We start from the raw sequence: 20,453 nt of genomic DNA on the forward strand, positions 1-20,453 counted from the left end.
ACTAGATATATTCAGAAAAGAGGGAGTAGGGAGTAGGGAAAAATAATTGATGATTTATGTACAATAATTGATTTTATTTTTGATTATGGGAGATGTCTAAAGCAAATGATGAATAAATTTTAATATCTTCTTATTTTCAATCAGAATATCATTTTTGGGTGTCGGTGAAGCGCGTGTATTATTAATATTAATTATCTAGGAGTCAACCCACCCCTCGCCCCTCCCCCTCCCAGGAGGGGGATGACCCAGTCAGGAGGAAAGAAAGAAGAACAAAGAGTAGTAGAGGGAGAAAGTTTTTTGTTTGTGCTCTTATCCGGACAAGATGTCATAACCTCTTTTCACCAACGCCCATTTTTGGATACTTAGTTATAAATCAAATATTTTTGTAGGAAAGTTCCATATAACTTCCCTACTCTTCCCTCAACAAAATTCACCGCTCTTTATACTGTTAATTTGTAAGCATTTCCTGCGGTAATGCTTACGTTAACTTAATCATTAACATGAAGAGTAATCTTGTTATCTTGAAGTTTCTCTGATATCCAGCGCTCAAATAATTCACCGTCTAATTTGTTCCTAATTTCAGGATTATCTAAAGAGGCACCTTGTAACTGCTCTAACCTAAATAAACTCCAAAACTTATTAGTCTGAAATGGTCCTAAAATCTCTCCAGGATTAGCTGTATTAACACTATTTCTCAAATCTTCTGGCAAACTACTTAAACTAACAGCACCCATAATACCATTAAAATTTTTATCATTTGTCACTGAATATTCCTTGGCTAAATCTTCAAACCTGCTACCTTCTTCCACAATTTTTCGACGCAAAGCATCTGCTAATTCTTTATCTCCCACCACAATTCTAGATAAAATTACATAATCTAAACCTGCTTTCCGTTCATTAAAATATGTTTCTATTTTCTCTACAGTAACTGAGTCTTTTAATTGCTTTAGTTTAAAAGAATTTTCTATCTGTGATTCTAAAGCATTATAGTTAATTCGATTCTGTTGTAGCCATTCTTGAAATTTTTTTTGGTCTTCCAGCTTTCTTTGCAATCTAAAATCAATCATAGCCTGTTGAATAACAGCCGGATTTACATTAATATCTTCCCTAGATTGCAATTCTTTTTCTATCACATATTGACGGACAATTTCTGTGACAAAAGATTGTAATTTTCCAGATGCTTGTAAATATCTTAAACCTTGCCCCCAAGATAATTGTTCTTCACCTATAGTTAATAGTGGTTTAGATTCCATTTTTAATATTCCATTCTTTAGCTAATCTTGCTCCAGATTTTAGTCTATCTCAACTAATCATTTTTTCAATCTGCCTTTACTAAATCTTTACTGAATTTTTTTGAAGAAGGAAGAAGAAAGAAGAAAGAAGGAAGGACTGAAGGACTGAAAAAGTGGATGGGGATAGTCAACGACCGACCACTTCCTGTCTACAAACCCCAAGTAATTGTCCACACCCTGTAGACGGCGGGGTATTAAACCCAACATCAAAAGATAATACGTTTTAGTTAAATTACTGAAGTTAGAGCATATGAGCATTTCCTGCGTAATACTACGCAAACAGCTAGCTCACTGTCAATAGACTGTTTTAGCCAATTTTTGTAGTAATACTTGACTCTGACTTAATTAGTAAAGCTTTTATCTAAAACTGCTGATAGCTGATAGCTGACGGCTGAATGCTTACTAGAGCATAGTACCAAACTATGGCTAATAAAATTGCAGCGATCGCCCCGATTAAAGTATTAATAATATTTACTATTTCATTGGTTAACCATTCAAACTGAGATTGTACAGTTGCCCCAATCACACTTTCTAAATTAGTAGCAATAAAGGCTGCTAATACACAAAAAGCTATTCCTGTCAAGTCAATTAAACCTACAGACCAACCAACCAGAGCGATCGCCACGGAAGCTACGATACCAGCTAAAGTCCCTTCTAAACTCACAGCACCCTCGGTTCCCCGTGGTACTGGTTGTAGAGTTGTAATTAAAAAAGTCCGCTTACCATAAGCTTTTCCTACTTCACTAGCACAAGTATCAGAAAGCTTAGTGCTAAAACTAGCTACATAACCCAACATTAGTAAAAATGGTAAATTTTCTATGGGAGGATGATTCGGGTATAACAGACCAATGATCCAAACTCCCACAGCACAGATAGCAGCAGTCAGAGCTGAACCCCAAACATTTTCTGGCCCTCTAGCTCCTTCTCGCTTTTCTGCAATTCCGGCCGCCTGTTTTTGGGCCATTCCAATGCGGGTAACACCGGAGCCTACTAAAAAATAAAAGGCCACCACTAGATATCCAGGCCAACCCAAACTACCCCAAATTATTACTCCTAATATCCAAGCATGAAGTATTCCTGCTGGGGTTAACAATTTTTTAGGGGCAAAATAAACGAGACTGAGTAAGATAGTATTTAAGCTGATAGCTATTAGCCAAGGATTTATAGAATTAATTGCAGAAAACATAGTATCTACTCATTGGAAACATCTATTCTAATTTTAACTGGAAGGAAGAAAGAAGAGTATGGAAAAAAAGTAAGGGTCATTTCAGTTCTCAGTTATCAGTTATCAGTACCTCTGCAATCAGGAGGGTTGACATCAGGAATATTCTCTTTTTTTATCCCCTTAAAAGGGGAGGCGCATACCCACAATTTATCGGTCAAACATCCCCAACTTATTGAAGAAACTCAAATCCACAACGGAATGTTGATTCTTCCTTTTTGTTTAAATTTTATCGGATGTTTTTAGTCAAAAATCTATCGATCAATTACTAGGAATTAAGTATGAATCAAGTTATTTTTCATTTAGCTTTTCCCGTTAATGATATTGCTCAAACAAAAAAATTTTATGCTGATGGTTTGGGTTGTGAAGTTGGTCGAGAATCTCCAAATTCTGTGATTTTAAATCTTTACGGTCATCAAATAGTTGCTCATGTTGCTAAAGACACTTTAGAACCGCAAAAAGGAATTTATCCGAGACATTTTGGTTTAGTTTTTACTCTAGAAAGTGACTGGGAAGCTTTATTGGAACGTGCCGAAAAAAATAATTTTAAATTTTATCAGCAACCTAAGCGACGGTTTACAAATTCTCCTTTGGAGCATCGTACTTTTTTCTTGGAAGACCCGTTTCATAATTTGCTAGAGTTCAAATATTATTGTCATTCAGAAGCAATTTTTGGCTGCAATGAACATCAAAAAGTTGGCGATGCTGTAGCAGTTTAAATTAGTCTAGTTGTTAGATGTGGAAAAGTTATCAAAAATAGACTTATCTAACTTATCTAATAGTTCATAAAAATATAGTCAAATATGACATATCTTTATTTTGCAGGTGTTACCCTAACTGGGTGAACTACAACACCACGCCAGTTGCTTCAAGTCGGGGAACCCGCCCAACGCACTGGCTTCTCTATCCCATAGTCAAAGACAAAAGGGAGCTGCTTTTCTCATAATGTTCAAAGAACCATTAAAATCAGCATTAATTAATCTTTTACTGGTGGTGCAATTGCATTCCTCTTTTTACTCTTTTACCTGAGAAGATGACATAATTTTTCTGACCTTTGTTGTAAACTGGAATCAAATCATTATCTATAAAACTTGCTTTTGACGTATAAGATTCTTCTGTAATAATTATATTTATCTCTACAATCTTGGCTTGATAATATAACATTTCGATTAACCTGTTATAGGGAACAAATATAAAATTTTGATTATTTCTTTTACCTAAATTTATCTTCTGTTTCCAGTTTTCATTGTGCCCTATTATTAATGTTCGTATTTTCTGATTAATCAGGGTATTAATAACCAAACGAAATGATTTATGAAGATAATCATTAATTTTGAATTCTCTTTTATCATTTTCTTTGTGGGTTTAATACCCCACCGTCAACGGGGGTGTTCAAAATTACTTGGGGTTAGAATCCCCATGTAATTTTCCTTCTGTCTCCTGTCTCCTGTCTCCTGTCTCCTTCTTCAATGCAAAGCTTTTTCAGCCTCTTACTTGATTTATTTTCCTGTAGTTGAGATTGTAGGAAGCTTTGAACTTTATTATAGTATTGATTTATAGATTTTAACGGTCTGCCATTTATCACTCTTGGGTTTGATTCCGGCTTGATTAAAAGTTAATTTAGCTAAATTGTTTAATCCTATATCAATACTGGCACAACGTTTTTTTTTAGCTCGTATTATTTTTCAGTCGCTTCATAAATCACCTCTATTACATAATGGTTAAGTTTAGGGACTAAACGAACCTGTTTAATTTGTGAAGTAGGTACTAAAGTTTTTAGATAAATTCCAGTTTTACTTGGATTAATAATTTCTTGCTAATGAATAATTACTTCTAAGTGGAGAAGGAGACTTTAAGAAAGCGGTTAACACTCAGCAGTCAGCAAGATTATTTTCTAAAGTGAACGAAGGGGATTTTAATCCCTCCTAATTCTTCATGTTCCACCCTTACTGAATGGAGAAGTACGACGGTCTTATGTGCTTTGGCAAAAATATATTTGCCCTATCATTGTATTAGAATTTGTTTCTGGAGATGGTACTGAAGAAAGAGACAAAACTCCACCAGTAATATCGGATTTTCAAGAGCATAAAAAAACAGGTAAGTTTTGGGTTTATGAACAAAGGATTAGAATTCCATTTTACGGCATTTATAAAGTTAAAAAATCTGCTGTAGAATTATAAAGTTTGACTTCTAATGATTATGAATTTGTAGAGGCTAATCAACGGAGTCATTTTTCTATTCCACAGTTAGGTATTGAGTTAGGAATTTGCCATGGGAGGTATAATCAAGGTAATTTATTATTGACTGGTGAAGAACTTGCTCAACAAGAATATCAACGTGCTGAGAGATTAGCAGAAAAATTATGTCAAATAGGAATAAATCTAGACCAAGAATAAAAATAAGAAATATACAAATTATTTGGAGCGATCGCTTGCTTTTTCTCTCGAAATATAGTGAATCAGCAAATATATCTTTTCAGCAATTCCTTGGGACTAAAATTAACGGATAAAATTGAGATTTAGTTTTGACTTTGGATCTACTTTTAATTCCTCAACAATTAGTTTCAAAACTTTTTCATCTGATACCATCCAAGCATGAAGTAAAACATTTATTTTGATGTCTTTACCCACTGGTATTTGAGAACTTCTAGCAGGCAAAATCATCGCATCATAAGGAGTCCAAATAGAGGTAAAATTTATCTGCTCTAATAAAGCAATATCCTGGTTTAAATCTTCCAGAAAAGCACTTTTAGGACGCATCTGAGTCGGTGCTGCTAAATTTAAAGCATAGCCTGTTAATGTGCCGTTGTGTGGAGAAGAAATAGTAATAAAACGTTCTACTCTCTCTATACCACCTAATCTTTGAACATAATAACGACTGACTATTCCTCCCATACTAAAACCTATTAAATCAAAGGGTTGGTTAGGAGGAAATATTTTATCTACATAATTCGCTACTTGTTCGGCTAATTTATCTAAACCTAAAATACCGTAATTAGGAACTAAGTTCAGAGAATATACTTCCCATCCTAATTTTTTTAGGTATCGAGACATTTTATCGAATATTCTCATGGTGTCAAAAATTCCATGGACTAATAATACCGGATTAGGTTTATTTAAACTTTTCATATTCCTGATTTATCGTGCTGATCTTATTCTAAATTCTAGAGTGGAGCGATCGCTATTCTTTTGTTGAGTAGGACAATCTTTTGACTGATCTAGCAGAAGAAAGAAGAAGGAGAAATATTGTTTTGTCTGAGTTTTAAGCTTTTGATATGTCCGCACCCTTTCCTTAGACTGCTATAGCACTACAAGAATTGGTTAAGAAATTTTTCAATCCAGTTTCCTGACGGATTCCGCAAGAAAAAACTATTCCCTGTTCCCTGTTCCCTGTTCCCTAATTATGAGATATATATAAACAATTACAAATTTTTTTGCTTCTGATTTTCTCCAATTGCCAATTTTACGATCTACCTCTTCTGGTTAATGTAAAGTTTTATAAATAAATATAGACAAAACTTACGCTTGCTTTTAATTTAAACATATCAGGAATTTAACTGTAAAATTGTTTACAGAAAATCATTTAGGAGATAAAGATAATGTTAGCTTTTATCGGAGGATTGTTCGCCGGGGTATTTGGTATCCTGGGAAATCTGCTGGGAAAGAAGTCTGATTATTTATTAGAATTTAAGGACGATCAAGGCACTAATGAATCCAAGGAAGAATCTACTCAAGGGAGTGTAGCAGCGCCAGAACCTACTACAAAAAAAGAAACTAAACCTGCTAGTCCTGAAATTCCAAAACCTGAAACTCCAAAAATTGCTAAAAAAGCTGAAGCTGAAAATGGCACTCCTGCAGTGGCAACACCACAACCTCCTGTAACCAATGTTAAAGTTTCCCAGGAACCAGAAGAGTTACTATTATTTGCTCCTAACTTTTTAATGCCAAAACCTACAGCAAAACGTCGTCGTCCTGGTCCTAGTATGGATATGTTTCGTGGTATGGCTAAGGACTTGAATCTGCCAAGATAGTATTCAGTAAGGAAGTAAAAAATAAAGGGGTAAAAAATTAGCTTTTAACTTTTATTTGCTATGTTAAGCCCCTAATTTTTTAAGAATACTAAGGTACTATATAAATGAAAAGCTGGGTCCCACATTGTTTCTATTTTACGCGATATATCAATGTAATATTTGAGGCGACTTAATAGTTGAGTGTAATCTCGACTTGCGGCTTCTCCAAAAGAAGTAAAATCAGACCAAGTTTTGATATTACCTAGTTTTTGGTTGATCATATTTACTAACTCATTCCATTGAGTTCTATTAGTAGTTTGTAATTTTGATGGGGATTGCTTCGGAGTGTTAGTAACATGAGTAGTCCCTTTTTGATATTGATAGTTTTGGTCACAAAATCTAATAATACTACGGCGATTAGGAATATGTAAATCTAATATATTGGCATAATCTTGAGTCATTTGTTTATGACGGATTTTTTCGGAACGTCGCCTAGGATCGTAATCCATAGCATTCATAAAAATAGGTAATAATCCCTCAACTTTATCTATTACTTCCGACCACTGAAAATTTAAACTTCCCATTTTATCCTGTTCATTTAGACAAACAATACTTGCCTCAGAAGAAGAAATAGATTGAAAATATTGAACTCTAAATATATTTATCTTCTCAATATCTGATATTTTTGCCCAAAATACAGGAATGCCTGCTTTGATCATTTCTTCACCATAAATTTTTAGTTCCCCAATAGCTCCAAGACGATAAATTCGCCAACCTCTACTTTGTAATTGCATTCTAGCTGTATAAGGATCAATTTTCATAATTCTAGCTAGATTTTTAGCAGCTTCCTGTTGATTTTCTTTACTAATAGCTTCAATAATAAGTAATCCTGGTTCGGTATTTTTGGGGTCAGATTTAGCAGTGGCGATCGCTTGTTGCTGGCGTTTTTTCTCTATCGTTTCTATTCTTTGTAAGCCTTGACGTGCTTGTGCAACTACTTGTGGATTTGTTGCATCTTTCAGCAATTTTCTATAGAATTTTTCTGCTGATTCTAATTTATTTATTTCTTCATACCATCGCCCAATATAAAGTTGCACCCATAGATTTTGAGGATATTCTTTTTGTAATTGTTTTAGTAATTTTCCTGCCTGTTGATAGTTTTTTTGTTCTAGGAAAGTAGCAACTTCTTTTATTTCTTTCATATATAATAGTCCTATTTAAGCTGCTAGAAAATATCTCGGAAAAAGAAAAGAGCAGGTCATTTCAGTTATCAGTTATCAGTTATCAGTTATCAGTACCTCTGCAATTTGGAAATTATAAATGAAACTTTTATTTTGAAAGTTTTAAATTAGAGGTTATACCAAACCTAGTTATGGCTTGCTGATTAAATATCAAAGCATTCATTGATATTGGTTTTAGGCAATTTATGTCTTGAAAAAGTATGAGCTTTTCAGCAAGGGATTGTTAAAAAAGTGAAGATTTTCACCGAAGCAAAAGCCGAAAAATCACTCTTACTACTGTGTTGGCCACTGACTCTGTAATTTCCATTTATTCTACGTTCTAACTACTCCCTACTTCCTACTTCCTACTCCCTACAAACAGCAAAAAGATTTTCCATACGCAAACCCTAGTTAGTTATCAAAAGGTACTTTTTCCAAATCTATTCTAATCTTTCTACTTTCTACTTTACTTTCTTAATTAAGATACTATCATTGCCATTCTGACATAGACAATAGTCATAATTAAACATCTATAGAAAATATACTTCCTGTTTTCTCTTCTGAAAAGCTTTATCTGTAAGCTTTTTAAGGTTTAATAATTGCTGAAAAAATATAGGTATAAATTAAATTTATAAAATATTGTCAAATATATTTGAAATTTAAACTTAATTTTCCCAAAAAAGTTTAAATGAGCTATCTAGGGGAAAAATAGGGGTAATTTGGCTGCGATCGCCTCTGTTTTGGCCATTTATTAAAAGTGTTGATATGCAAGAAATACAGGGTGGTTGCTTATGAAGAAATTTTCGTGTATTTTTGAGGTAAGTAATTCGCTCTGCGTAGGTGCTTATAAAAATGAAGTAGATAATTAGGGTTTGTTGAAAAAAGCAAAGTGTGGGAAGTGTGGGGAGGGTGGGAAGACAGAGAAAGTAGGATGAATAATTGTTCGAGAGATTTTCCTGCCCCCCTTATCCCAAAATACTTGCTTTTTGAGCTTTTTCCACTTAAAAGCTGGTACTTTTTCCAACCCAAAAAGGCTAAAGCCAATATCAGTCAGTACTTTCAGGTTTAATCAGCAAGCCCGAATTAGTAAGTGGTGGTACGATAGCGCAGCTAAACGTAGTTATCGCGTAGCGGAACGGAGTTCTATCGCGCTAGTATTCAGCGGAGCATGGGTAAGCAAAACCTACTTTTATACTTTTGTTTTCTCCAATACAGCAGCAACTAGAGACAATGCAACTAAAGGAGCTGTAACTGCTCTGAGAATACGTTTACCCAGAGAAACTGCTTGAAAACCTGTGGCGATCGCTGCTTCTACTTCCACATTAGTCCAACCTCCTTCCGGACCTGTCATTATTACTATTGATTTTGGTAGTTGATTATCTAATAAATTTTCCAGTAAAAAAGAAGAATAGTTATTACGAGCGACACATATATATTTGTAATAATTAGATAAAGTTTGACCATCGAATAATGATAAAGCTGCCGAATATTCCATAGTTTCTCTGATTATTGGAACTATTTGACGCTCTGATTGTTCAGCAGCTTCACGGGCAATTTTTTGCCACCTTTGCAACTTTTGCGGACTAGGTTTTAGTAAAGTTCTAGAACTTATAACTGGCAAAATATGAGTAACTCCTAATTCTGTACTTTGCCTAACAATTTCATCAAAATTATTTCCTTTGGGTAAGGCAGAAATTAGAATCAGGTCTATGGGTAGTTCATTTTGAATAAAAATTTCTTTCTCTAAAATTGCATTGATTGTACTTTTTTTAGAGGTTTCTGTTTGAAGTTTCGCTAACCAAGAATTACCTTGACCATCCATTACAATAAATTGGTCTCCTTCCCCTAGTCGCAACACTCGACCTAAGTAATGCTGTTGTTCAGGATTTAGATATACTTTCTGTCGTTCAATTTGGTGGGGGGCGATCGCTAATCTTTGCAAATTAGCCATATCTAGAAAAAAATTTAATTGTTCAAACTTGGTTATTCTTAAATTAGACATCTCCATAAAAGAAGGAGTAGGCGGAAATAATTAATGATTTATGTACAATAATTAATTTGATTTTTGATTATTGGAGATGTCTATTAGACTTCTGCTATTGAAGAAGGCAGAAGGCAGAAGGCAGAAGGGAAAATTGTTTGGGATTCTAACCCCAAACAATTTTAAGCACCGTGTAGACGGTGGGGTATTAAACCCATAAGGGAAAAGATAATGAATCTCAAACCTTTGTCATATCATGTCCGGTTGAATACTTATAAAGTAAGGGAGTAGGGAGTAGGGATAATCAGGAGATTTGCTCTGTGTAAGAAGATAGGTTTTTTCATCTAAATGTTGGCAGAAGACCCGCGCTCTCCTGCCAACATTTAGATAAACATCTCCAGAAAAAGTTCTGAAACCCTGATGCTACTGTGCCAAAATCGGTATTTTTGGATAGTTCTAACTATCGAGTTATGTGACTGGGTAGTAAATTTATTACAGCTAATTTAAATTGATATTTCAGATTCACTACCACATCATATTTTTAACCTACGATCAAGTTATGTGACTGGGTAGTAAATTCATTACAGCTAATTGAAATTGATATTTCAGATTCACTACCACATCATAATTTTCAGCCTAGAAATACTGAAAAACTGTTTAGGTGGGAGGGGTTTTTGATCTACCTCGAATTTTGAATTAGAGGACAATTACTACCCCTTATCTCCCACAACTTTTCAATTTCTTGGAGTGAAATAATCTATTAACTATTCTTGCTTAAAATTAGTTTCATCAGCAGCAGGTGAGCTTTCGTTATTCCTGATTTTCTCCAGGTATTCTGCAATTGCTTCAGTTGCTAATTGAACTACTGGTTTACCCTGACGCTTTGACTCTTCTTTTAGTTTGGTATAGATTTCATCTCTAACACTAACCCGATGTCGCATTTTACTCGTATCTTTTGGCTTCTCTGGAAGAGCTGTTTGACCAGCTTCTGGAGAAAAATTAGAAGGAGTGGATTGACTAACCTCTTGACCAAAACTAGAAGGGGGTGGTTGAACAGCTTCTGGAGAAAAACTAGAAGAGGGTGGTTGAACAGCTTCTGGAGAAAAACTAGAAGAGGGTGGTTGACCAGCTTCTGGAGAAAAACTAGAAGAGGGTGGTTGACCAGCTTCTGGAGAAAAATTAGAAGGGGTGGGTTGACTAACCTCTTGACCAAAACTAGAAGGGGTTGGTTGACCAGTTTCTGGAGAAAAATTAGAAGGGGTGGGTTGACTAACCTCTTGACCAAAACTAGAAGGGGTGGATTGACTAACCTCTTGACCCACAGCAGGAAATGGTGTTGTAGTAGTATTTGCCACTTCGCCAGATACAGAAGTATTTACTGACTGGGTTTCACTTACTGTTGATGTAGTTACTGGCGGAGTACTATCAAAATTAACGGGTGAATTTACTGGATTATTAATCAGATTCGTTTCCTGATTATTTTCTTGATTTGTAGTTACCCCTTCTTCTTGAGGTTTAGTTTCTGGAGTTGTTTCAGTAACATTAGTAACTACTGGAGTATTATTTTCAGAGTTGGTTGAGGTCAACATTGAATTGTTAATATCTGTATTCATTGAGAAACTAGATTGATAGTTGGTTACGAACTGACGGATGGCTTCAATACCGACACGATTGCAGAAATCGCCGAAACTCTCATCTGGTTGGCGCTGTTGCTTGAAATAGATAAATATCAATTCCAACTCAGCTTCCAGATTATTGATATGTAGTTTGTCAACATAAGTTTTTGCCAGTCGTGTTTGATTGGGTGAACCCCCTAACCAAATCTGATAAGCATCAGGAGCACTACCGACAAATCCTAATTCGGCCATATAGGGTCTAGCACAACCATTGGGACATCCTGTCATTCTAATTACAGGATGCTCTTGTTCTAGTCCCACCTTGTCCAACAATAACCGAATTTGTCCCAGTATACCAGGTAAGGCCCTTTCTGATTCGACAATTGCTAGTCCACAAGTTGGCAAAGCTGGACAAGCCATGCTGTAGCGTACTAAGGGGTCAATATCTTTTTCTTTCCTGACACCATGTTGAGCCAGAATTTGTTCTATTGCTTGTTGCTGCTGTGGTTGAATTTCATAGAGAATTATGTTGTGATTCGCTGTTAACAGCATTGGTAGTTGAAACAACTCAACAATTTTCCGCAGTGCTGTTTTTAGCTGAAATGAATCTTCATTTTTAACACGGCCATTTTCTACAGAAATTCCTAAAAAGAGCTTGCCATCTCCTTGTTGGTGCCATCCTAGAAAGTCCAAATATTTCCATTCTGGTAAAGGTTTAAAGGGGGCAATGGATTTACCAAAGTATTCTTCTAACTTGGCCTTAAATTTTTCTAATCCCCAGTCATGGAGTAAGTATTTCATTCTGGCATGGCGACGGTTGCTGCGATCGCCATAATCTCTCTGAGTTGCGACTATAGCCTTGATTAATTCATAAATATCTTCTTTGGCCACATACCCAATTTCTTGGGCCAAACAAGGGAAGGTTTCTTCTTTTCGATGGGTTCTACCTAGACCACCCCCTGCTAAAACATTAAACCCTTCTAGTTCTCCTGCTTCATTGGTAATTACAACGAGGCTAACATCTTGAGTGTATAGGTCTACGGAGTTATCTCCTGGTACTGTTACAGCACACTTAAATTTTCTTGGCATATAGTGAGTACCGTAAATAGGTTCTTCACTATTAGTAAATGTTGTACCATTACTATTAAGTTGTCTAGCAGCTTTTACTTCAGGATGTTCTTCTGCGCTAATTACTTTTTCCCCGTCTAGCCAAATTTCATAATATGCACCTGTCTGTGGTGTTAATAAATCTGCTATTTTATTCGCATATTCTTTTGCATATTCATATTCGCGACGGTTTTTATATGGAGCTGGAGGAGACATTATATTTCTATTGAGATCCCCACAAGCTCCTAGGGTCGATCCCATACTCTTTATGATGGATGATATAACAGTTTTCAGATTTTTCTTTAAGATACCATGCACCTGAAAACCTTGTCTGGTTGTTACACGAAGTGTACCATTACCATAATCATTAGATAAACGATTTAAGGTCAGAAAAAGTTGTGGCGGAATAAAGCCACCTGGGTTTCTAGTGCGAAGCATCATTTGATAATCTTTTTCTTGCCCTTTCACTCTATTATCCCGATTATCTTGTTGGTAAGAACCGTGAAATTTGAGTATTTGAACAGCTGCTTCAGTAAAGTGGGTTGTATCTTCCAGCAGTTGAGTTGCTAGGGGTTCCCTCAAGAAGTTGCTATTTTCTTTTATACCTTCTAGCTTAGAAGGCTTTTGCTCTTTCTGTGCTAAATTTTGAGGTGTAGTTATCATTTTAAAGTCGCTAATATCTACTATTTGAGTAGAGTTACTGTATTAAATATTCCTTTAATCTCATAATTAGGAATGTGGTTTGCTTAATTTTATTTATTGATAATTCACTATATGTTTATTTTTACTAATCTTTTGATTCTTAGCATTTATAATAATTTACCATTTACATTTACCAGTAACTCATTAGTCTTTTATTATACCCTCATATATCCGTATTTTGTCAACCTGATAATAATTCGTAGTTTCACTGATATTTTTTTCGCCTTGAAAATATAGAATATTTGATTTTTCTTAATTGTAGAATTTTCAGTATTAGTCACACTCAACTATTTTTGTTCTAAAAATGCCTAATTCACTTATGTACCAAGAAGAAAACTATGTCGTCTTAGAATCAAATAAACCTGAGCAGTTTATGACAGGTTTAGAACTACTAGAAAAATTGCGCCTTATTTTAGCTCAACAACAACATGATTTACCTAGAGATTTACAAAAATTATCTTCCCTAGATGCTCAAGCTCAACAACTAAGAGATACCTATTGTGAATATGAATTAAGCAATGGTAATTTTATACAATGGTATGTGGTACGTTTGGAAAAGTAAGTTTCTACCATAAGATTTTTATTCATTTCTAATATATCCACCCCCCAGCTAAGAGCTGATTTATCAAGTAAATATTAAGAGGCTAAATTCCTTGCTATATTTAGGCTTGGCGAGTTTTTATCCAGTAAATCCCAAATTATTAAAAGCTAGGTAGTATAAGACTTTTCCAACGGAGATGCTGGGCAAACAGCTAAGTTGACAAATCAGCTCTAAGGAAATTTTTTCAATAACATTTTCTCTTTCGTATAGCGGAACAGAGTTTTATCAGTTATCAGTTAATGTTTTTAACCAGTTTGTAATTGACTCCCACTATTTATTTAAAAGTTAATAGTTATAAGTTTCCAACTCCAATAGACCATTTTTTGCTAATTAAACAGATTTAATCTTAAGTGTTTGAGGTGGATTAGGATAGGAAGTATCGGGTATAAGGATATGACTTCTTTTAGCTAAAATTTGAGAGATACAGTTTCAATGCTGAACTACTTGCTAATAACTGAAAACTTTTGCCTAATAACTATTTAACTAACCCATTATCAACCCGTTCACTGTTAATTGATTCAAAAGCAGGTCTTTATTTATGAGCTTTATGCAAGCTTATTAATTTCGCTAAATTTGACGACTTTTAAAAGAATATTTTCTTCATCAACTTGCCGATGCAACTATCTAAAAGATTACTTTTTGACAATACTTCTACACCAGAAAATAAAGTTAATATTTTCTACTATAATAATTGGCAGTCCTGCAACCGTAATAGTGGGACTTACACAAAATAGAGCCATAAAATAGTCTCAAATATATACAGGTACAGAGTTTTACGTGAAAAAGGTATAATTCCTTCACAAGCACGGGTTCCAGGCATTTTTAGGCCATTGACGTAATTCCCTTATGCAGACGACTCTTAGGCATTTTTTTGCCAGAAAATGTGTAAGTACCAATAGTATTGATTGAACTGGGGACAAATTACCTAATTATATTAGCTGTTATTATCTCAGCTCCAATTAAAAGAAAGCGGTTGAGGGATGGCGTTTTGCTCGGCAAAATGTAAAGCGGAGCAACTCTGTCACTCTTCGGGTCTCCTCGCCATATCCAATCGACCAAGAGAGAGGATGTATTTCTGTTTCTTTCCTACTCACAGTTTTTTCCACTACCCATTCTACCCATCTACCCATCTACCCATCTACCCATCTCCCTATCTCCCTATCTCCCTATCTCCCTATCTCCTTCTACCATTACTATGTACAACTACCTGATAATTTTATACTTCTGGAGTAGTTATCAGAACTAAGTCAATCTTTCCTTCTGTAGGTTGATTTACCTCTGCTTTGATATTTGGTCCAAAAAAACTTGATAGTTTATCTTGTTTCTGAAGCCAAGTATCTAACGGAATTGACGGAGAAGAAAATTCCAGCACTAAGGCATAATTATCATTAATATCTACTTCCCTTAATCCCTTAAGTATTGGTGTTTCTTCATCTGTGGGACTTAAACCTAAGAGATTAAGAGATTCTTCCAAATGTACTTTTTGGCCATATCTATACCGAGTCACATCTTTGCGTAATTGATTTTGGATGGGAGTAGCTTGTTTTTCTCTGAGAGTTACAATTTCTTTGGTAGTTGGTTGTGTAAAAGTTACTGGTTCAAGTTCAGCAGCTTTGAGAGCAAGTCCTCCTAGAAGCAGCGGGATTCCGTAGAAGAATCCTGCTAAATTAAGTGTGGGATGATTGGTAAAGTAAGCTGCTGTTCCAATCACAGAAATAATTCCACCTACAATTAATCCTACTGTTGCTAATGAAGTTTTACCTAGCATATCTTTAAAAAGAGAAAATATTATAATATATAGATAGTCAGTTTCTTGCTTTTATAAATTCTGTAACTAGAATTTTAGTATTGCTAAGTGTATCTTACCCTCATTATGACTTCGAGGTCAACTATTATTTTAGTTATTTTATACTTCTTTTAAAGTCGGGAACACCAAACAAGGAATAGAGGTATATTCTAGTAATTTTCAATATTGAATAAATGATTTAAGTTTCAATCTATATTTACTTATTGATTTATGTCTCCAAAAATCTACTTGAAAGAGTGAAAAATTCAGGGGTATGGAGATATATTAAATACTAAGTCAATTATCTAACTTTGCCTAGATACTCTTCAGTATATATTAATGAAGAAAAGGTGGACTACTATCATTTTTTTGTTTATTTTTAACTGTATCAGCCATAAATTGTTTCAAAGCTTTATCTCTATTTTTCATAAAAGCTGCCCAAAATCCAGGCTGAAATTCATCCATTGTTTTTGCTAGTGCCCAAACATCTATTGCTAAAATATTGTACAATCTTTCATCCTCTTTTTTGAGGGAATCAATTTGCTTTAACATTGCTTTATCAACTGTCTTAGCTTCCTTTTCTGGATCTAAATTAGACATTTTTAGTATCTAGTATCTATGATAATTTATTTTCAATAACCAGAGATTGTTGAGATTTATAGATATAACTATTGAGTTAAACTAAAATATCGTATTAACAAGAGTATATCAGGAATTTCAAATGGACTCACAGATAATCAAAGCAAGAGTGGCTAATATTGAGAGCAAGCGAGAATCTCTAGTTAAACTGCTAGAAAAACCAGATTTGGGTACACTAAGAATTGATATTAATCAAGCTCTAGAAGAGATTGATGACTTGATTGATGAATTAAAGCGAACTTTTCCAGATTGAGAGAAAAATTAGTATTCTTCAATTCATTGGTGAAAGATAGATTGACAAACAATGAAGTTAAGAAAAATAGTTTAAATTTGCCTGATTTTTATGCTTAGAAAATACAGCAGCAGATTTATAGTTCACTTTGAAAGTTAGTATGTAATACAAAATCCGGTTTACTAAATTAGAGTTATAACTTTTTCCAGATCGGCTGTTGCTTATCTCCATGAATAATCTATGTAAACCGGATATATAGCAATCCTAAATCATCTATAAAAAATCAAAAAAACATATAAAAAGTCGGAAACTCTTCTCCTTTTCTTTTGGGTTTAATACCCCGCTGTCTACAAGGTTTTTACAATTGGTTGGAGTTTGAGTCTCCATCCACTTCTTTCTTCTTCAACCTTGTTTTCAGATATATTCTTTCCTTTTTGGCAGATATTTTCACACAATCTATTACCAATTTGGAAAAATAATGTTACTAATTAATTTGGGCAGTAGGGACGAATGGCTATTTGTCCTTACTTGATCATTGAATATATGGTTTAAATGCAAAACAGCTGATAATTTTTCATTATTTTACACCAAAAACTTCATCTTCAATACCAACCCACCACTCTCCTAAATTCATTAAATCTTGATGAATATCAGCTAATTTTTTAGTATATTCTTCAGGAGAAAGTTCTACAGGACGCTCTTTCAATTTTTGAATCCGAAGTTGTATCAATAGCCAAGGCTTAGAAATGCTGTTAGTTGTTTCTATATATTTGGCAAGGTCTTGGCTATCCATAAGTACTATTTTGGTTTTGTAAATTTCTCAGTATTTGTATAGTATTTTAACAGTAAAGTTAAAGGTTGAAATTTGATGTTAGTGGTCATGGCAGCGACAAGTTAGTTTTGTATTTTATTTAATAGTTATAAGTAGGTATGTCTAATTAAACGTTAAAAAAATTGTAGGGGCGAGTTTAACCGAAAGCTTTGACTTAAGCACGATCGAGTTCTAAAAATCCGCCCTCTAATATTACGTTTATTTATGCTCACCTACTTATTGAAAATAATTTTTCAACAAAATACTAACAAGTTGATTAGCGTTAAGTAGGTCGGCATTAAAATTTATTATTATAATCAGACGAAGGGCAGGAGTCAAAATGTAGAAGGGGAAAAGTTTTTGAAAGACTTGACTTTTGATTACATACTGATGATTTTTCGTGTCTATCTACTTAGTACAAATGAGTATTTAATCAAACTTTCTCTACTTATATATTATTAATATTTATTTCATTTATTTCAGTAATAGATCGACAAAATTATTTGAGTGTGCTGAAGATCACACACACAATCTAATTGCTATCACTCTTCAATAGTAGAAGATTTTGTAAATTTATGTAAAGAAACTTAAACTTGCCTGTTTGTCTAATTAAGAATGGAAAAAATAATAAGTCATAAAAATGGAGAATTTTGAAATAGATTTACAGAGGTTAAAGGAAGAGCAAGAACTTATCCTTAACCAAATAGATAATGCTATTGCCCTATTTAATAAATCTCATCACTTAATTTTATTTAATCAAAAACTTGCTGAAATTTGGGGATTATTGCCAGAGTGGCTTGCTCTAAAGCCTCATTGTGATACTATATTTGCCGAAATAGTTGCTCAAGGTTATTGGTCAACAAAACAATGTCAACAGCTCAAAGACTGTCTACTCAACACAGAAACAGAAAGTCTATTCCTAGATATAGAACAAGCTAACCATATTTTTCTCAATGTGGACTGCACTCTCACATCAGATGGGGGACATCTGTTCACTTTTCGAGATATGACTGTCTATCAAAAGTCCCAAAATACCCTTAATGCTGAATTGAGGAGATTAAGATTTCTCTTGGGTCTCAACGAACGACTGCAATACTCAGACAGCTTAAGAGAAATTGCCCAATTTGCTCTGAATTATTTAGTAGAGGTAATGAATGCTGCTTTTGGAGATGTCAAAGTTATTAGCGGAGAAGGAGAAGATCGCCAAGCAGGGCCAATATCTAATCAAATGACTTCTCAATTTATTGCTACTTATGGTGAACCTGCAGTAATGGAAATGGAAGGTTTATTGAAACAGGGCATTCCTTATGGCCAAGGACTTTTGTGGCAAGTAGTTGAAAGTGGTAAACCTATGTATGTTGAAGATTATGCTTCTCACCCTCAAGCTATACCAGGATTTTGTAATCCCGCTATTGGTCAATTAGGAATTTTTCCCATTCCTGCCACAGATGGAACAATTATTGGTGTTTTAACTCTAGAATCTCGTAATCTGCAAAAACTACAAGAAGCTCCTCAAAAAGATATGTTATTTGCAGCTTGTCGCACTCTAGGAGTGGCCATAGAAAGGGCACAGTCTCAAGAACATCTACGGCAAATTAATGAGGAATTAGAGCGTTCTTCTCAGTTAAAGTCAGAGTTTCTAGCTTCTATGTCCCATGAGTTGAGAACTCCACTTAATAGTATTTTAGGGTTTTCTGATTTACTACAGCGACAAAAATCTGGGCAGTTAAGCGATCGCCAACTTCATCAAGTTCGACTAATACAAAAAAGTGGTCAGCATTTACTACAGTTAATTAATGATATTCTTGATTTATCCAAAATTGAAGCTGGAAAAACAGAGCTAAATTTAGAGTCAGTAAATATTCACCAACTTTGTACTGACTGTTTGAAAATGATTCAGCCACGAGCTGATAAAAAAAGGTTAGCTTTATCTCTAGAATTAGATTATCGTTTATCTAAAGTTTTTTTAGACCAACGTCGTGTAAGACAAATAATTATTAATTTATTGTCTAATGCTGTTAAGTTTACACCAGAGGGAGGGCAAGTTAAACTTAGCGGACGTTTAGCTTATGGTAGTCAAATTCAAGGTGATTATCGACCTGATTGTTCTCCGATTAATCCTAGCACTCCTTATTTATGTTTAGAGGTAAAAGATTCTGGAATTGGTATTTCTGAAGATAGATGGAAATTTTTATTTAGTCCTTTCCAGCAGGTTGATTCTTCTTTATCTAGGAGACATGAAGGTACGGGTTTGGGTTTGGTTTTGACAAAAAAATTGGCTGAATTACATGGGGGTACTGTTTCTTTAAGTTCTCAGGTTAGTAGAGGTAGTGTTTTTCGTGTTTGGTTGCCATTAACAGAGATGCAACAGGAGTTAATTGTTAATTTTGAAGCTGAAGAAAGTTCTCAAGTCTTTTCTGGAAATATTGCTGAAAAAAGACGAGAATCTGAAAAAATTTATCGAATTTTGATTGTTGAAGATCAACTTTATAATCAACTTTTAATTTCTGAAGTATTGGAGTTAGAGGGCTATACTGTTGAGCTGATTAGTGATGGTAAAACTATGTTGGATACAATTAATTCTCCTCTAGTTACTCCTCCAAATTTACCTAATTTAATTTTGATGGATATTCAGTTGCCAAAAGTTGATGGGTTAGAATTAATTAGAAGAATAAAAGCTCATCCCACATGGGGGTCTGTACCAGTTATTGCTGTAACTGCTATGGCAATGAGTGGCGATCGAGAAGTATGTATTAATGCTGGTGCATCAGCTTATCTTAGTAAGCCTTTGAATATTGAAAAGATGATTGCTACTGTTAAATCTTTACTAAGTAGTCATTAAAGATTCAATAAAGATAAGAGAATTTTTATCAAAATAATTGGGTCTAAAACCCCGCCTTTTATTTTAAGGCGAAATATTTTTGGATATTTGCTCAAAATTCCTGTTATAACAATAACTTCTGACTTTGTTCAATAGTAGTTCAATTTAATTTGTGAAAAAAATATCTGGGAATTTAGGGATATGGAAACATGGTTCAACAATTAATAATTAATAATTAGAGCTTGCTGAATAAATTTAAAAAACTTACACACTCAGCGATTAAAGGCATTTTGAATTAGAAATTGTACCCAATTTTGAGCTAAAATATACTCTTATTCCAGGGATCTATAACTGCACACACCATGTACAGACAAGTAGGCCAAGGTGACACTGCACCAGAAAATTTGCAACTGC

16 protein-coding genes and 1 pseudogene are annotated in these 20,453 nt (G+C 34.4%); 7 read left to right on the forward strand and 10 right to left on the reverse strand.

Annotation, left to right across the window (positions count from 1 at the left end; translation table 11 throughout):
• Window positions 1-488 precede the first annotated feature (488 nt).
• Both F6K27_RS17025 and F6K27_RS17030 read right to left on the reverse strand, forming a co-directional pair.
• Complete coding sequence (locus F6K27_RS17025) at window positions 489-1,253, reverse strand: peptidylprolyl isomerase (RefSeq protein ID WP_287279001.1); 765 nt, start codon at window positions 1,251-1,253, stop codon at window positions 489-491.
• 400 nt (window positions 1,254-1,653) lie between these two features.
• A complete protein-coding gene (locus F6K27_RS17030) occupies window positions 1,654-2,478 on the reverse strand; it encodes a TIGR00297 family protein (protein WP_124145152.1) in 825 nt (274 codons plus the stop codon).
• Between the two features lie 317 nt (window positions 2,479-2,795).
• On the opposite strand from F6K27_RS17030, the gene F6K27_RS17035 reads away from it, so the two are divergent.
• Window positions 2,796-3,233, forward strand: a complete 438-nt coding sequence (locus F6K27_RS17035; RefSeq protein ID WP_124145151.1) for a VOC family protein — start codon at window positions 2,796-2,798, stop codon at window positions 3,231-3,233.
• A gap of 265 nt (window positions 3,234-3,498) precedes the next feature.
• On the opposite strand, the gene F6K27_RS17040 is transcribed toward F6K27_RS17035, so the two are convergent.
• Window positions 3,499-3,846, reverse strand: coding sequence for an IS200/IS605 family accessory protein TnpB-related protein (locus F6K27_RS17040; RefSeq protein WP_287279005.1), 348 nt, complete (start codon window positions 3,844-3,846; stop codon window positions 3,499-3,501).
• Window positions 3,847-4,490: 644 nt separating this feature from the next.
• Here F6K27_RS17040 and F6K27_RS33705 point away from each other — a divergent pair.
• Together F6K27_RS33705 and F6K27_RS33710 are read left to right on the forward strand one after the other, a co-directional pair.
• Window positions 4,491-4,694 carry a hypothetical protein gene (locus F6K27_RS33705; RefSeq protein ID WP_338043188.1) on the forward strand — a complete coding sequence of 68 codons (204 nt, stop codon included), beginning with the start codon at window positions 4,491-4,493 and terminating at the stop codon, window positions 4,692-4,694.
• A 3-nt stretch (window positions 4,695-4,697) separates the two neighbouring features.
• Complete coding sequence (locus F6K27_RS33710) at window positions 4,698-4,910, forward strand: hypothetical protein (RefSeq protein ID WP_353736003.1); 213 nt, start codon at window positions 4,698-4,700, stop codon at window positions 4,908-4,910.
• Between the two features lie 102 nt (window positions 4,911-5,012).
• Here the strand turns inward: F6K27_RS33710 and F6K27_RS17050 are convergent, their stop codons facing one another.
• Entirely contained in the window at window positions 5,013-5,642 is a 630-nt protein-coding gene (locus F6K27_RS17050) for a triacylglycerol lipase (RefSeq protein WP_124145150.1), read from the reverse strand.
• 470 nt (window positions 5,643-6,112) lie between these two features.
• Between F6K27_RS17050 and F6K27_RS17055 the strand changes: the two genes are divergently transcribed.
• A complete protein-coding gene (locus F6K27_RS17055) occupies window positions 6,113-6,544 on the forward strand; it encodes a hypothetical protein (protein ID WP_287279000.1) in 432 nt (143 codons plus the stop codon).
• A 71-nt stretch (window positions 6,545-6,615) separates the two neighbouring features.
• Here F6K27_RS17055 and F6K27_RS17060 read toward each other — a convergent pair whose 3' ends face one another.
• The 3 genes and pseudogenes from F6K27_RS17060 to sir all read right to left on the reverse strand — a co-directional run.
• Window positions 6,616-7,725 carry a lipopolysaccharide assembly protein LapB gene (locus F6K27_RS17060; RefSeq protein ID WP_287278999.1) on the reverse strand — a complete coding sequence of 370 codons (1,110 nt, stop codon included), beginning with the start codon at window positions 7,723-7,725 and terminating at the stop codon, window positions 6,616-6,618.
• A gap of 1,207 nt (window positions 7,726-8,932) precedes the next feature.
• Window positions 8,933-9,694 carry a 16S rRNA (uracil(1498)-N(3))-methyltransferase gene (locus F6K27_RS17065; protein ID WP_287279004.1) on the reverse strand — a complete coding sequence of 254 codons (762 nt, stop codon included), beginning with the start codon at window positions 9,692-9,694 and terminating at the stop codon, window positions 8,933-8,935.
• A gap of 1,631 nt (window positions 9,695-11,325) precedes the next feature.
• Window positions 11,326-13,110: pseudogene (gene sir / locus F6K27_RS17070) on the reverse strand (sulfite reductase, ferredoxin dependent); the annotation flags it as partial.
• 343 nt (window positions 13,111-13,453) lie between these two features.
• Between sir and F6K27_RS17075 the strand changes: the two are divergent.
• Complete coding sequence (locus F6K27_RS17075) at window positions 13,454-13,711, forward strand: chlororespiratory reduction protein 7 (protein ID WP_287278998.1); 258 nt, start codon at window positions 13,454-13,456, stop codon at window positions 13,709-13,711.
• 1,255 nt (window positions 13,712-14,966) lie between these two features.
• Here F6K27_RS17075 and F6K27_RS17080 read toward each other — a convergent pair.
• Both F6K27_RS17080 and F6K27_RS17085 read right to left on the reverse strand, forming a co-directional pair.
• The gene (locus tag F6K27_RS17080; protein ID WP_124145145.1) at window positions 14,967-15,518 is read right to left on the reverse strand and encodes a DUF2854 domain-containing protein; all 552 of its coding nucleotides are present in this window, start codon (window positions 15,516-15,518) and stop codon (window positions 14,967-14,969) included.
• 354 nt (window positions 15,519-15,872) lie between these two features.
• Window positions 15,873-16,136 carry a hypothetical protein gene (locus F6K27_RS17085; protein ID WP_287278997.1) on the reverse strand — a complete coding sequence of 88 codons (264 nt, stop codon included), beginning with the start codon at window positions 16,134-16,136 and terminating at the stop codon, window positions 15,873-15,875.
• A 121-nt stretch (window positions 16,137-16,257) separates the two neighbouring features.
• Here F6K27_RS17085 and F6K27_RS17090 point away from each other — a divergent pair, with 121 nt between their 5' ends.
• Window positions 16,258-16,428, forward strand: a complete 171-nt coding sequence (locus F6K27_RS17090; RefSeq protein WP_192901129.1) for a hypothetical protein — start codon at window positions 16,258-16,260, stop codon at window positions 16,426-16,428.
• Window positions 16,429-16,984: 556 nt separating this feature from the next.
• On the opposite strand, the gene F6K27_RS17095 is transcribed toward F6K27_RS17090, so the two are convergent.
• A complete protein-coding gene (locus F6K27_RS17095; protein WP_287278996.1) occupies window positions 16,985-17,200 on the reverse strand; it encodes a hypothetical protein in 216 nt (71 codons plus the stop codon).
• 658 nt (window positions 17,201-17,858) lie between these two features.
• Here F6K27_RS17095 and F6K27_RS17100 point away from each other — a divergent pair.
• The gene (locus F6K27_RS17100; RefSeq protein WP_287278995.1) at window positions 17,859-20,060 is read left to right on the forward strand and encodes an ATP-binding protein; all 2,202 of its coding nucleotides are present in this window, start codon (window positions 17,859-17,861) and stop codon (window positions 20,058-20,060) included.
• The last annotated feature ends 393 nt before the right edge of the window (window positions 20,061-20,453 follow it).

The organism is Okeania sp. SIO2F5 (assembly GCF_010692685.1).
GTDB classification, from domain to species: Bacteria; Cyanobacteriota; Cyanobacteriia; order Cyanobacteriales; family Microcoleaceae; genus Okeania; species Okeania hirsuta.